The sequence below is a fragment of the Bacillus infantis genome, assembly GCF_050107595.1.
Lineage (GTDB): Bacteria > Bacillota > Bacilli > Bacillales > Cytobacillaceae > Bacillus_AB > Bacillus_AB infantis_C.
On the sequence record NZ_JBNILH010000009.1, the window covers coordinates 156,276 to 168,868 of the forward strand.

The window sequence follows — 12,593 nt, forward strand, 5'->3', positions numbered from 1 at the left end:
TATTATGATCATAGGAAAACACCACACTCCATCCGTATATCACCTTAATGCTTTGCCCTCAGCCGGCTTCCGCATTTGCAGATAATGCTGTGCTTTAATTGTTTTTCAGCAGTTTGGCATTTAGGGCATATCTTCTTATTCAATATTTTCACCTTCTCATTCAGCAATGATTATTCTATGGAAGCCTCTGCACATTCCTTTCAGCTTCATATACTATTTCAATTTATTATAGACTGTCTTAAGGGTCATTCCCCTAAAGCTCATGGTGAATTTCCTTTGCTGCATTATGTTTATCGGAGTGTTCTCAGTCTCGCACTTTATAAGGCAGGGAAGAGGCTGTTCATGCCGGCGTCCGTAAATAGGAATTACCCGCTTTTTTATAATTTTTACAGGCACCGGCCGAAGCAGGTGCCTGTAATTGAGAATTTTGTCGATTATTGAGAATAGAGAAGGGCAGGTTCAGACAAGAGATTATGCTTTTACCGGTACCTGAAGGCCCAGTCCTTCTGCTACTTTTGTTCCGTATTCAGGATCTGCTTTATAAAAATGCTCTATTTGGCGCAGTTTGATTTCATCGCTCTCAACCGGCTTCATGGCACCGACGATATTTTCCACAAGGCGGGAGCGCTCTTCTTCACTCATAAGGCGGTAAAGATCACCGGCTTGCGTGTAATGATCATTATGATCGTAAGAAACGCTGTCTGCAGCACCTGTTACGGCAAAAGGAGCAGGCTTATTTTCCGGTGATTCTTTAGGTCCTCCGAAACTGTTTGGCTCATAGTAGACTGTTCCTCCGCCATTTGAGTCAAAACGCATCTGGCCGTCGCGCTGATAATTATTCACTTCGCTGCGGGCACGGTTGATCGGCAGTGCCTGATGGTTTGCTCCGACACGGTAGCGGTGTGCATCATGGTAAGCGAACAGTCGTCCCTGCAGCATTTTATCGGGAGAGACATCAACGCCTGGTACAAGTGTGCCAGGAGAGAAGGTTGCCTGCTCTACTTCCGCAAAATAGTTTTCAGGATTTTTGTTCAATACCATCCGGCCAACCTCGATAAGCGGATAATCCTTCTGGGACCATACTTTCGTCACGTCAAACGGATCAAACCGGTATGTTTCCGCATCTTTTTCCGGCATGATCTGCACGCATAACTTCCATGAAGGATAATCACCATTTTCAATCGCATTGAAAAGGTCTTCTGTATGGTAGTCGGGGTTTTCCCCGGCTATTTTGGCAGCTGCTTCAGGCGCCAGGTTTTTTACACCCTGCTCAGTCTTGAAGTGGTATTTGATCCAGACACCTTCGCCTTCCTGGTTGACCCATTTGAAGGTATGGCTTCCGAAACCGTGCATATGCCGCAATGTGGCAGGGATGCCGCGGTCAGACATCAGGATGGTTACCTGATGAAGGGATTCTGGTGAAAGGGACCAGAAATCCCAGACAGCATTCGGATTTTTCAGATGTGTTTGAGGATGGCGCTTTTGCGTATGGATGAAATCCGGGAATTTAATGGCATCGCGGATAAAGAATACAGGTGTGTTATTGCCGACGATGTCATAATTGCCTTCCTCTGTATAAAACTTTACAGCAAAACCGCGCGGATCGCGTACTGTATCAGCTGAACCCAGCTCTCCTGCTACAGTAGAGAAGCGGATGAAAAGCGGAGTGCGCTTGCCGACTTCAGATAGGAATGCAGCCTTCGTATATGTAGTCAGGTCATTTGTGACTTCAAAATAGCCATGGGCTCCTGCCCCTTTGGCATGGACCACACGCTCAGGGACGCGCTCACGGTTAAAATGGGCCAGTTTTTCAAGAAGATGGACATCCTGGATCAGGGTCGGCCCGCGGGATCCAGCCGTCATGGAATTTTGATTGTCTCCTACAGGAGCACCCCAGCTTGTAGTCAGTTTATGATTTGTCATCTGCAGATCACCTCTTAGTTTAATAGATTGCTTGTTCCATGTAACCAATGATATCACTTCTCAATAAAAAATCAATACTTTTTTATAATAATTATTAATAAGTAAGTGGTTTAAAGAAATAGGAGTTAAAATCTGCTCACAAAAAAATACTTACTGCTTAAAAATATTCCTATGCCACAATGGAAGAGTTCATTACCGTGCAGGCATAATTCACCCGTTTCTTTCTATATCAAATGTGGATTACCATTCTGCTTAAAGGGGTAATAGCCAGGAAAGCAGGATAAATTTCCTGCCTTTTACCCAATATTGTGATTGGGAAGTATTATTACATAACAAAACGATGATTTTATGGTAGGATTTAAGATAGATATTTCTATTATGAAGGGAACATTGGATATGAATGACACTGCCAAGCTACATGAAGAAGCCTATGAAATGCTGAAAGAAACAAGCCGGACCTTTTTGATCCCGATCAGTTATCTTTCCCCGGGCTTGAAGGAAACCGTTTCATCCGCTTATTTATGCATGAGGGCGATAGATGAGATCGAAGACCACCCCGAACTTGAAGCGGAGTCAAAGGACCACCTTTTGCGTTCAATCAGTGAACTGCTGAAGAAGCCTGTAAATCCCGAGGATATGAAATCCCTTTTCAATCCTTACAAATCAAAACTGCCGGAAGTGACGCTGCGCCTGTATGACTGGATCAGACTCTGTCCTGCAGCCATAAAAGAAAAGGTTCTAGATTCTACCAGCACGATGGCAAAAGGCATGGCTGACTGGACGATGAAGGGCTGGAACATCAGGGACGAAAAAGATCTCGATGATTATACCTTTTATGTGGCGGGCCTTGTCGGCGTCATGCTTTCCGACATCTGGAAATGGCATGATAATACAGAGACAAAAAAGGACTTGGCGATTGCATTTGGGCGCGGTCTCCAATCTGTCAATATCCTCCGCAATAAAATAGAAGATAAAGAGAGGGGGGTAAGCTTTTATCCCGATGGCTGGGACAATGACCAGATGTTCAGTTACGCCAGGAGGAATCTTGCGCTTGCAGATGCTTATATCAAAGATATCACTTCCGCCCCGATCCTGAATTTCTGCAGGATTCCGCTTGCACTTGCCCATGGAACCCTTTCTGCCTTGTCAGAAGGCAAGGAAAAAATGAATCGTGACAGTGTGAATGCAACGGTAAAACAAGTTGTCGCAGAATAGACTAAAGGAGAATCCGGCCGGCTTGGCCGGATTTTTTTCTGTATTTCTAATTTAAGTGTACCGAGGGAAAGGATGGAAGAGGATGAATGGGAAAAAGAATGCCATTGTAACAGGGGCATCCAGGGGATTCGGGCTTCTAATTTCCATAGAGCTCGCAAAAAAGGGCTATAGTGTGACAGCTGCAATGAGGGACAAGTCCAGTTCTGCTGACCTGCTGAAACAGGCAGAAGAGTCAGGGGCAGGGGATATGATTACCTTGTTAGAGCTGGATGTAGCTTCAGAGGAATCTATTCTGAGTTTTCGCAGTTTCCTCAAGGATCTTGGCTCAGTTGATCTCCTTGTTAACAATGCCGGTTTTGCCGGTGCAGGGTTTGCAGAAGAAGTTGATCTTGCTCATTATAGGAGCCAGTTTGAGACCAATGTATTCGGCGTTTTTGCTGTTACTCAGGCAGTTCTTCCTTATATGCGCAAACAAAAAAGGGGAAGGATCATTAATATCAGCAGTATCAGCGGAAAGATGGGTTTTCCCGGATTGTCTCCCTATGTTGCCTCCAAGCATGCGGTAGAAGGATGGAGCGAAAGCCTCCGCCTTGAAATGAAGCCTTTTAATGTAGATGTTGTCCTTATTGAACCAGGTTCATACAACACAGGCATCTGGTCAAAGGGGAAAAAGGTAGCGAACCGGTCTCTGCAGCCTGATTCGCCTTATTATAGATACTATTCTCAGCTGGAAAATTATTTAAGCAGAAGCTCTGATAAATATGGAGATCCCCTTGAAGTGGCCGAGCTGTGCGGAAGAATTGCCGGCAAAAAGAAAACACGGCTGAGATACCCGGTCGGGAAGGGGACAGCTTTTACGCTGAAGCTGAAGAATACCATAGGCTGGCGGAATTGGGAAAGGCTGTTCTGGCGCATTTTGTCTAATGAAAAACAAGTTAACCGGTAAAACATTATGTAAACTTACTAACGGCCAGCCCAGCTATTCATCTAAGCTGGACCGGCTGCATTCCAATCGTTCTGTAAAGAAAGAATTACCTGGCTTTTATGCTTTTCATTTAAATATTCAAATAACCCAATTGTGTTAGTCCAAGGATCATTCAGGGTGCACCAGCGGGTTTGCATGCTTTGCTCGGTTTTGATCTGAATGTGGTCAACCTCAATGCCGATTTCTTTCCTCAGGCGTTTTAACTCAGTTTCCAGGCTGGATACACCGAACCGGAGCAGGCCGCTCCCTGAATCCGGCTGTCCCTGGGCAAGCCGGAAACAGCACCCTGGAGCAACCGACCATTCAGCAAATTCTCCATCCTGCAGCAGATCCGGCTTTCTATTGAAAAGAGGACTATACCAATCGATTCCAACATGAAGTTTAGGAATTTTGATCACTGCAATCATTTCATAAATCATTCCAGCTTCCTCCTAATCATTGGGATAAGAGCTGAGTGAAGAAGAAACGCAGATTATCAATATTTTTTCGATTTTCCATCCCTATTTTAGGGATAATATTATCCTATTCCCAGAAGGGTCTGCAGTTAAAACCGAATCTCCTTGAATTTCGGCGTTTATGCCCAGCTTCCTGATCCTTTCTGCTGCTGCATTGATTGATTGGGAATCTGGATAGAGTAATTTAAAATTTTTCATTCCGGGTGCATTTTCCCGGGCGGGCGGTGCACCAATCCCATTCCATGTGTTAATGCCAATATGATGATGATAGTTTCCAGTGGAAAGAAAGAGAGCCTGCCCGCCATATTCTGCAGCAATATTAAAGCCCAGTCCCTTTACATAAAACTCTTCAGCTGCCTTCAAATCAGACACATGAAGGTGAATATGGCCCATAATGGCATCGCTCGGCATTCCGTTCCAGGGCAGCTTTTCTCCCAGGGCAAGCAGCTCTCCGGCCTGCAATGCAGCATTATCCATCCTGACCATCCCATCGTCCCAGCTCCAGGATTCTGAAGGCCGGTCAGCATATATTTCAATCCCGTTTCCGTCAGGATCGGCAAGATAGATCGCTTCACTGACAAGATGGTCGGAAGCCCCCTGTAAAGGCCAGCCGGTCTGGATCAGATGTGCAAATACTGACGCGAGTGAAGGGCGGTTCGGGAGCAGGAGGGCGAAATGGTAAAGGCCCGCAGACCTGGCCGCTTTTGTTTTAATGCCTGGCAGCTGCACCAGTCCAATCAGAACTGTTTTACCATCAGCAGTAAGTTCTGCCCTTTCTGCATCCCGGCTCAGCACTTTTAACCCGATAATTTGTTTATAAAAAAGAATTGATCTCTCAAGGTCACTGACTTTGATTGTTATTTCGGAAGCGTAGCTTAAAGGTACTTCATGAAAGCTCATAATATTATCCCCTTTAGCAATTAACTTACTTTATGTAAGTAAGTTTATGAAAATAACTTCTGTCCGTCAAGAATAAAACAACAAAGATCAGCAATTTTATAAATACGAAACTTTATGTATACTATAGCTATAGGAGTGAATTTAGATGAATGCTTCAAAGATTTGCCCGAAATTTGAAAAGGCAATGAGCATACTCAGCCAGAGATGGACAGGACTGATCATATATCAGCTTTCACACGGGCCGCAGCGATTCTGCACTATAGAATCTTCCATTTCTATCAGCGGCAGAGTTTTATCCGAGCGGCTGAAGGATTTGGAAAAGCAAGGCATCGTCCATCGGCAGGTTTTTCCGGAAACGCCCGTCAGGATAGAATATTCGCTGACCGAAAAAGGGGAGGCGCTCAAACCGGTACTCTATGAAATTGAACAATGGTCTCAGAACTGGATAGAGAAAACCGACAGCAAATAAAAGCCATGCATGACAGCATGGCTTTTTTGCTAATGGAGTATAAATCATAGAAAACTCAGCATTTGTCTGTTTCTATCCTTCAGCAGAAGAGAGGAGAAGCTTGGCTGGGCCTTAGAATGCCTGTCCAAAATTCAGCTAGACCGCTAAAACTGCCTGTTTTCCTCCCAGGCTGAATAAAGCCCGCTTCCGCTGCAGCCAGGGCACTCAAGTGAATTGGTATAGTACACATATTCATTGGCATGAAACGCATTGAACCCCCGTCCAAAGCAGTCAGGGCATTTGTCAACCGCCCGCATTCCAGCAATCCGATTTTCTTCCCGTGCAGCCAGCCAGTCCTGAAAGGATTTTAGAAGACCCATGCTGTTCACCTCCTTTTCCATATTAGTGTTATAACAGCAGCGTGTTTTTATACCTTATTTTTCTTTATTATATTCAGAATATTATGAAATGTTAAGGGTGTTTCTAAATTTACGAAAAAAAAATTACCTGTCAGCACATTCATTTTTGCACCAATCAGAAAAAGGAGTTAGGATGCTGATAGGGATTGGATACCCAATCTTGTTAATCCCTAATAGGAGGAGCTATATACCCAGCATGGCTCCTCTTTTTAGGATAAAGATTTTCTGGATACGCTTCATGCAACAGCCTTTCCCAGGGCTGTTTTTTCTTTGATTGCAAAGGTTTTTGATTAGAAATAAATTGTGGTAATCTAATATGGAGATCTTATAGAGAAGGGAAACAACAAAGATGATAGTGAAAACAGAGGAAGATATAAATGGAATTAAGGAGATAGGCAGCATCGTTGCAAAAATCCGCAATGAACTGATTGAGAAAACGGTTCCTGGCATTACTACAAAAGAGCTTGATGAGCATGCCGGAAGGCTTTTCGAGCACTACGGTGCCATATCCGGACCAAAGGGAGAATATGATTTTCCCGGCTACACATGCATCAGTGTGAATGAGGAGGTAGCACACGGAATCCCGGGCAGCCGCATCATCAAGGAAGGGGATCTGGTCAATATTGATGTTTCGGGATCAAAGAACGGCTACTTTGCGGATACAGGCCTTTCTTTTGTGGCAGGAGACAAAGCCGACGACACACTGACAAGGCTATGCAGGACAGCCCAGCTGGCATTTGATGCAGGCCTGAAAAAAATCAGGCCAGGAAAAAAGCTGAACGGAATTGGAAAAGCTGTCCACCAGACAGCAGTCAATGAGGGTTTTACAGTCATCATGAACCTTACCGGCCATGGAATCGGCCGTTCCTTGCATGAAAAGCCTGACCATGTCCTTAATTATTTTGATTCTTGGGATACAGGGCTTCTCAGGGAGGGGATGGTCATTGCGTTTGAACCGTTCATCTCAACTGAAGCAGAGGAAGTAGTGGAACTGGGGGACGGGTGGACATACGTTACTGAAGAAAAAAGCTATGTCGCTCAATGCGAGCATACCCTTATAGTGACCAAAGAAGGCCCGGTCATTGTTACCTTATAGCTGAATAGGAAATCCCCCGGACCATCCGGGGGATTTTTGTGTTTAATAGGTTTCAGTGTTTACAATAACTTCTATATTTCCTCTTGTAGCTCTGGAATAAGGGCACACGCCATGTGCCTTTTCTGTCAGCTCTTTCGCTTCCTCAAGGGAAACGCCGCTTACTGCAGCATTCAGGACAACCGCCAAGGCAAGTCCGCCATCGCTTTCCTTCCCGATTGTCACTTCAGCTGTTACCTTTGATTCAATTTTCTTACGGTCCTGCCTGGCAACAAGATTAAGGGCACCATCAAAGCAGGATGCATAGCCAGCTGCGAAAAGCTGCTCAGGATTCGTCCCATCTTCTGTTCCTTTTCCGCCTAAAGACTTTGGCATGGCAAGGTTAAAATCGAGATTGCCGTCATCTGTACGAACCTTCCCGCTCCGTCCGCCTTCAGCTGTTGCTATTGCTGTATACAATTTATCCATGTTCCTCACTCCTGTCCATTTTCTTTCACTATATTGTTCCCTAATTACCAAAAGCGAAACCGGGGAAACATATTGAGATTCAAAAGTGCAAGCTGAGCCTGATCATGTCCCGGCAGATAATTCCGTTTTCGTATATTTCTTCGAGATAATGCCGGGTGAAATAATCAAATTCGATGCCTGTTATCCGGAATCCATGCTTCTGATACAAAGCAAGCTGCTGTATGCTTGAATTGCCTGTGCCAATTTCCAGGGTATGCAAACCGGATGCCTTTGTATATCCAATCGCATGCTTCAGTAGCTGAGTACCTATTCCACGGCTCTGGGCATGCTCATATACGGCCAAATTGATAATTTCTGCTGTTTTGGGCCGGGTTAGAAGGAGGATGCAGATTCCTGCCAGTTCTTCCCCCTCGTAAGCTCCCCAGCAAATTCCTTTTGCTGCATAGTCCCTGACAGCCTCAGCAGAAGGATCTGCCAGCAGCAGCAAGTCAAGCGGAGGCTGTTCCTCCATTTTTTTTATAGATGCCATCTTATCTCCTTTCTCTTCAGTTAAAAAATGATTTTTGATTCTGATTAGCTTTCACCTTTTATTGCCAAGATGATATCAGGCAGAAAGCAGGTGAGAAAGCATGGAAAAAACAGACGTCTTTAAAATTCTATTGTTAATAGAAAGCAGCTATCCATTATGCCGCTTTAAAAATGAAACGGTCGAACAGTGGTTCAGACAATGTAATGCCCTCGTTTATGAAGATGTTCTCCAGCATGTCTGCCAGCATGTGCGGATTTGGCCATACCCGCCAAGCTTACAGGAAGCGGCTGGATTTACAGCAGGAGGAAAGTCTGCTGATTGGATGAAAGAATATATGCCCCGGCAAGAACTCTGAATCGATCTTAGTCGCTGTCTCACCGGATCATTAGGTAAGTCATCTGGAAAAGTGGTCTTTACTGCTTCCTTTCATTTGCGGCAAGCGGGGCAAGGATGACATGAAGGACGATATCTGCACTAAAATGGGCCAGCATGGCCATTTCTATCCCGTACTTCCAATACAAATAACCAAAAAAGATTCCGGGCACCATATTAAGGAGAATGGTCCGCACCGTCACTATTGCTGACTTCCCGTATATCTGATAGCTTGCAGGAAGATGACCTGCACCGAATATGAAGGCAGCCAAGATTATTCCTGTCCAGTAAATCCAGCCTCCATCTGACAAAAATGAGAGCAGATAGACAACTAAAGTCATCAGAAAAAGCCTCATGAGCACTTCTTCAGATATTCCGCCGTAAAAGGAAGCAAGAAAAGCCTGTTTTCTTGTCGGTGTTACCGCTTCTGCTGGAGGCATTTTTTTACTGAAGATCCGGTCCAGCAGCAGAATGACCAAGGCGGATGCTGCACCGCCAAGAAAACTGAGCAGAATAGCAGGCCACACTGAAAAAGAGATAACAGTGCCATTCAAATAATGGTCAAGCAGCGGCCATTGCAAATTGGTTTTTGGAGCCAGATAGGTGCCTATAAACGCAGCTGCCCCCAGGAGGACTCCAGTCTGTACTGCTCCGATCAGTGCAAGCACCCGGAGGGGAGGCAGCTTCTTTTTCTGCTGCTTTTCTGCTGCTTCCTGAATACGCACATGCAGGATTTTTGTCTGATAAGGAATAACGAGTATGGCTCCAAGAACTGATGCCAGCCAAAAGATATAGAATTCTGTCATTATGAACACCTCTTATGATTTATCAGTACAATGATAAGACGATTCTAAACAGAATTCGTTCAGTTTTTTTTCATATAAAAAAATACATAATTTCCTGGCCTTGACTTTTCCTCAATGAATATCCTGCTTCTTAAACCTTCCTCCGCGAACTTCGGCGATATCCCCGACGGCAAGGAAAGCAGAGGGATCAAGTCCTTCTACTATTTCTTTCAGCTTTGCTTCTTCCAGCCTGTTAATTACACAAAATATCACTTTTTTATCTTCCCCGGAATAAGCGCCTTCTCCAGACAGATAGGTTACTCCCCGTCCAAGGCGGCTGTTGATGCTATCTCCTATTTGCCTGTAGTTGTCACTGATCACCCATACCGATTTGGATTCTTCCAGCCCTGTAATCGTGATATCAATGGTTTTGAAAGCAACAAAATAAGCAATGAGAGAGTACATAGCCCGGTCCCATGTAAAAACAAACCCTGCACTTCCCAAAATGAACAGATTGATGAACATAATGATTTCGCCTACAGAAAATGGAAGTTTTTTATTGGCCAGTATGGCCAGTACCTCACTTCCATCCAAGGAACCGCCATACCGGATGACTATGCCAACCCCGATGCCGAGTACAATCCCGCCGAACACCGATGCCAGGAGAATATCCTGGGTGAATGCAGGCACCGGGTGAAGGAGAGCTGTTGTTATAGAAAGTATGAAGATGCCATACATTGTGGAAATCGCGAAGGTTTTGCCAATTTGCTTGTAGCCGATAAAGAAAAAGGGGATGTTGAGCAGAAAGATAATCAGTCCAAGCTTGATTCCTGTCAGATGGGACAGCATGATTGAGATTCCTACGATACCGCCGTCTATGACCTGGTTGGGAACAAGGAAAATTTCCAGCCCAACTCCCATCAGAATGGCTCCAATTGTAATAAGCAGAGCTCTTTTAAGGATTTTTCCTTTTGTCATTTTTTGATGTGATTCTTTCAGCAGAACTGTCTGCTGTCCAATATCCAATTCCGTCACCCGCAAACCTCCTTTCTAGCCTGGCAGCTGACAGCGCTGCCAAAATCATACATACACTCATATCTTAAACAGTATATTCAAATGCTTTCATTCTAAAACCTTTGAGCCGATTAAATAATAGGATTCTGGATTGCCTGAATTTATTATACCCTTATCGGCGCAATATTCACACTATTTATTCCGGTCTGCACACAAAAATGCCCGGCTGTTGGCCGGACGGGAAAAATCCTCAATAGAAAGGATAAGGGAGGTGTTCATTGTTTGCCCGCCTCTATATCCCGTTACAAAGATACAGAGGCGGGGCCATATTAAAAAGGGGAAAAGCATGCGGCCTGCAGCCACAAGATAAGTGTAGCGGAAAAGTATGAACAAAATATGACCCTTTTACGACGAAGCAATGAATTTGAAAAGAGAAAATTAAAACTTCCTTAGCCTATGTTAGTTTTTCAGCGAATCAGGGAATAAATGAACGAAAGATTTTATTCCTGGGAGAGATCATAATGGCAGAAACAGCAGAGAAAAACCTGTCTGAGCGCTTTGAAGCTGCGTTCAATCGCATTCACAAAGCATTGAAGCAATCAGTTAAAAACGCGCACACTGACAAATTCCATAAGCTGGTCGATTTGGGGAAGAGCCATTCACTTGTAAGAAGTTACGAGGTTGATCTTTTTCAATTCGCCAAGCTGAGAAACGCAATAGTCCACGAAAAAATAGATCTTGGCTATTATATTGCAGAGCCTCATTTGGAAACAGTGGAGAAAATCGAAAAGATCGCTGATTATTTTGAAAAACCTAAAACCGCTCTCTCGGTAGCGGCTAAGCCGGTCTTTTATTTTTATGAAGAAGGAAAGCTTTCAGATGTGCTTTCGGTCATCAATAGTTTCTCGCATTCACAGTTCCCGATTTATAACGAAAAAGAAGAATACAGCTGGCTCCTTACTTCAGCAGAAATCGTTAAATGGATGTCTGAGCACTTCTCAGAGGATTCTGTCAGCCTGAAGGAAGTAAAAATCAAGGAACTTTATAACAAGAAATTCAAGCATCAAATCGCCTTTGCTCCAGCTGATCTGGATATCTTTGAAATTGAAAATATGTTCGAGGAGCATCATGCAAAGAATGAAAAGCTGGAAGGAATCATTGTTACAGAGCATGGGGGCTATAATGAAAAACCGCAAGGCTTCATCACATCCTGGGATCTCCTTGAAGTTGAATCATTCGAATGAGGGAAGGACGGGTTCTTAATTGGCCCGTTCTTTATTTTTAAAAAAATTAGTACCAGATACTAATAATTGGTGTTAAAATACTAAAATAAATCATTTCTACGGGGAGGCACAGCAGGATGTATAATTTTTTTGCCCGGCTGGCAAAAGCGGTTTTTAAATCAAGAGGGAAGTTTATTATAGAAGGCAAGGAAAATCTGCCGGATGAAAAGGGGTATGTAATTGCCTGTACACACAGAAGCTGGGTCGATGTAGTCGCTCTGGGTGCAGGAGTTTTCCCGGAGCAGATTCACTTTATGGCCAAAAAAGAACTGTTTGAAAGAAGATTGGCAGACAGGTTTCTAACAAGCATTAATGCTTTTCCTGTTAATAGAGAAAACCCTGGCACAAGCACATTGAAGGTTCCTCTACAGCTCCTGAGAAAAGGGAACACAGTCGGCATTTTCCCATCAGGCACAAGGTCAAGCGAAGAGGCATCCCTGAAGAGGGGGGCTGTCACAATTGCCAGCATGGCAAAGACGGTGATCGTGCCTGCTGCCTTTTATGGACCTGAAAGCGTCAGGGCACTGCTGTCAGGCAAGCCCATCCTGCTTAAAATTGGACAGCCCATCGACCTGAGCAGCGGCAAAAAAGATAAAGATGAACTTTCAAAAATTACGGTGCAGCTTTCTGAAACGATGCTGGCTATGGAAGAAGAGCTCAAATCCAATCAAATAAGCAGCCGGAAATGATTTCCGGCTGCTTAT

General features: G+C 44.3%; 15 protein-coding genes. 7 read left to right on the forward strand and 8 right to left on the reverse strand.

Going from position 1 to position 12,593, the window contains the following annotated elements; all coding sequences use genetic code 11:
- Window positions 1–471: 471 nt before the first annotated feature.
- Window positions 472–1,923: a catalase KatA gene (gene katA, locus ACQCVH_RS18840; protein WP_426837139.1), complete on the reverse strand. Its 1,452-nt coding sequence runs from the start codon at window positions 1,921–1,923 to the stop codon at window positions 472–474.
- Between the two features lie 396 nt (window positions 1,924–2,319).
- Between katA and ACQCVH_RS18845 the strand changes: the two genes are divergently transcribed.
- The gene (locus ACQCVH_RS18845; protein WP_257991394.1) at window positions 2,320–3,138 is read left to right on the forward strand and encodes a phytoene/squalene synthase family protein; all 819 of its coding nucleotides are present in this window, start codon (window positions 2,320–2,322) and stop codon (window positions 3,136–3,138) included.
- Between the two features lie 82 nt (window positions 3,139–3,220).
- Window positions 3,221–4,084 carry an SDR family oxidoreductase gene (locus ACQCVH_RS18850; RefSeq protein WP_426837140.1) on the forward strand — a complete coding sequence of 288 codons (864 nt, stop codon included), beginning with the start codon at window positions 3,221–3,223 and terminating at the stop codon, window positions 4,082–4,084.
- 41 nt (window positions 4,085–4,125) lie between these two features.
- Here the strand turns inward: ACQCVH_RS18850 and ACQCVH_RS18855 are convergent, their stop codons facing one another.
- Window positions 4,126–4,542: a VOC family protein gene (locus tag ACQCVH_RS18855; RefSeq protein WP_426837141.1), complete on the reverse strand. Its 417-nt coding sequence runs from the start codon at window positions 4,540–4,542 to the stop codon at window positions 4,126–4,128.
- Between the two features lie 81 nt (window positions 4,543–4,623).
- Window positions 4,624–5,478 carry a VOC family protein gene (locus ACQCVH_RS18860; RefSeq protein ID WP_426837142.1) on the reverse strand — a complete coding sequence of 285 codons (855 nt, stop codon included), beginning with the start codon at window positions 5,476–5,478 and terminating at the stop codon, window positions 4,624–4,626.
- A gap of 145 nt (window positions 5,479–5,623) precedes the next feature.
- Between ACQCVH_RS18860 and ACQCVH_RS18865 the strand changes: the two genes are divergently transcribed.
- On the forward strand, window positions 5,624–5,947 hold the full coding sequence (locus ACQCVH_RS18865; RefSeq protein ID WP_257991107.1) for a winged helix-turn-helix transcriptional regulator: 324 nt from the start codon (window positions 5,624–5,626) through the stop codon (window positions 5,945–5,947).
- Window positions 5,948–6,090: 143 nt separating this feature from the next.
- Here ACQCVH_RS18865 and ACQCVH_RS18870 read toward each other — a convergent pair whose 3' ends face one another.
- Window positions 6,091–6,306 carry a methionine aminopeptidase gene (locus ACQCVH_RS18870; protein ID WP_224897336.1) on the reverse strand — a complete coding sequence of 72 codons (216 nt, stop codon included), beginning with the start codon at window positions 6,304–6,306 and terminating at the stop codon, window positions 6,091–6,093.
- A gap of 388 nt (window positions 6,307–6,694) precedes the next feature.
- Between ACQCVH_RS18870 and map the strand changes: the two genes are divergently transcribed.
- On the forward strand, window positions 6,695–7,441 hold the full coding sequence (map, locus tag ACQCVH_RS18875; RefSeq protein WP_426837143.1) for a type I methionyl aminopeptidase: 747 nt from the start codon (window positions 6,695–6,697) through the stop codon (window positions 7,439–7,441).
- A 42-nt stretch (window positions 7,442–7,483) separates the two neighbouring features.
- Here map and ACQCVH_RS18880 read toward each other — a convergent pair whose 3' ends face one another.
- Together ACQCVH_RS18880 and ACQCVH_RS18885 are read right to left on the reverse strand one after the other, a co-directional pair.
- On the reverse strand, window positions 7,484–7,906 hold the full coding sequence (locus ACQCVH_RS18880) for an organic hydroperoxide resistance protein (protein WP_426837144.1): 423 nt from the start codon (window positions 7,904–7,906) through the stop codon (window positions 7,484–7,486).
- Between the two features lie 79 nt (window positions 7,907–7,985).
- Complete coding sequence (locus tag ACQCVH_RS18885; RefSeq protein WP_426837145.1) at window positions 7,986–8,435, reverse strand: GNAT family N-acetyltransferase; 450 nt, start codon at window positions 8,433–8,435, stop codon at window positions 7,986–7,988.
- A gap of 100 nt (window positions 8,436–8,535) precedes the next feature.
- Here ACQCVH_RS18885 and ACQCVH_RS18890 point away from each other — a divergent pair, with 100 nt between their 5' ends.
- Window positions 8,536–8,790, forward strand: a complete 255-nt coding sequence (locus tag ACQCVH_RS18890; RefSeq protein ID WP_426837146.1) for a hypothetical protein — start codon at window positions 8,536–8,538, stop codon at window positions 8,788–8,790.
- A 58-nt stretch (window positions 8,791–8,848) separates the two neighbouring features.
- Here ACQCVH_RS18890 and ACQCVH_RS18895 read toward each other — a convergent pair whose 3' ends face one another.
- Together ACQCVH_RS18895 and ACQCVH_RS18900 are read right to left on the reverse strand one after the other, a co-directional pair.
- A complete protein-coding gene (locus tag ACQCVH_RS18895; RefSeq protein ID WP_426837147.1) occupies window positions 8,849–9,613 on the reverse strand; it encodes a CPBP family intramembrane glutamic endopeptidase in 765 nt (254 codons plus the stop codon).
- A 111-nt stretch (window positions 9,614–9,724) separates the two neighbouring features.
- Window positions 9,725–10,570, reverse strand: coding sequence for a YitT family protein (locus ACQCVH_RS18900; protein ID WP_426837197.1), 846 nt, complete (start codon window positions 10,568–10,570; stop codon window positions 9,725–9,727).
- A 557-nt stretch (window positions 10,571–11,127) separates the two neighbouring features.
- Here ACQCVH_RS18900 and ACQCVH_RS18905 point away from each other — a divergent pair.
- Both ACQCVH_RS18905 and ACQCVH_RS18910 read left to right on the forward strand, forming a co-directional pair.
- Window positions 11,128–11,850, forward strand: coding sequence for a CBS domain-containing protein (locus tag ACQCVH_RS18905; RefSeq protein WP_426837148.1), 723 nt, complete (start codon window positions 11,128–11,130; stop codon window positions 11,848–11,850).
- 116 nt (window positions 11,851–11,966) lie between these two features.
- Window positions 11,967–12,578 carry a lysophospholipid acyltransferase family protein gene (locus ACQCVH_RS18910; RefSeq protein WP_426837149.1) on the forward strand — a complete coding sequence of 204 codons (612 nt, stop codon included), beginning with the start codon at window positions 11,967–11,969 and terminating at the stop codon, window positions 12,576–12,578.
- Window positions 12,579–12,593: the final 15 nt, after the last annotated feature.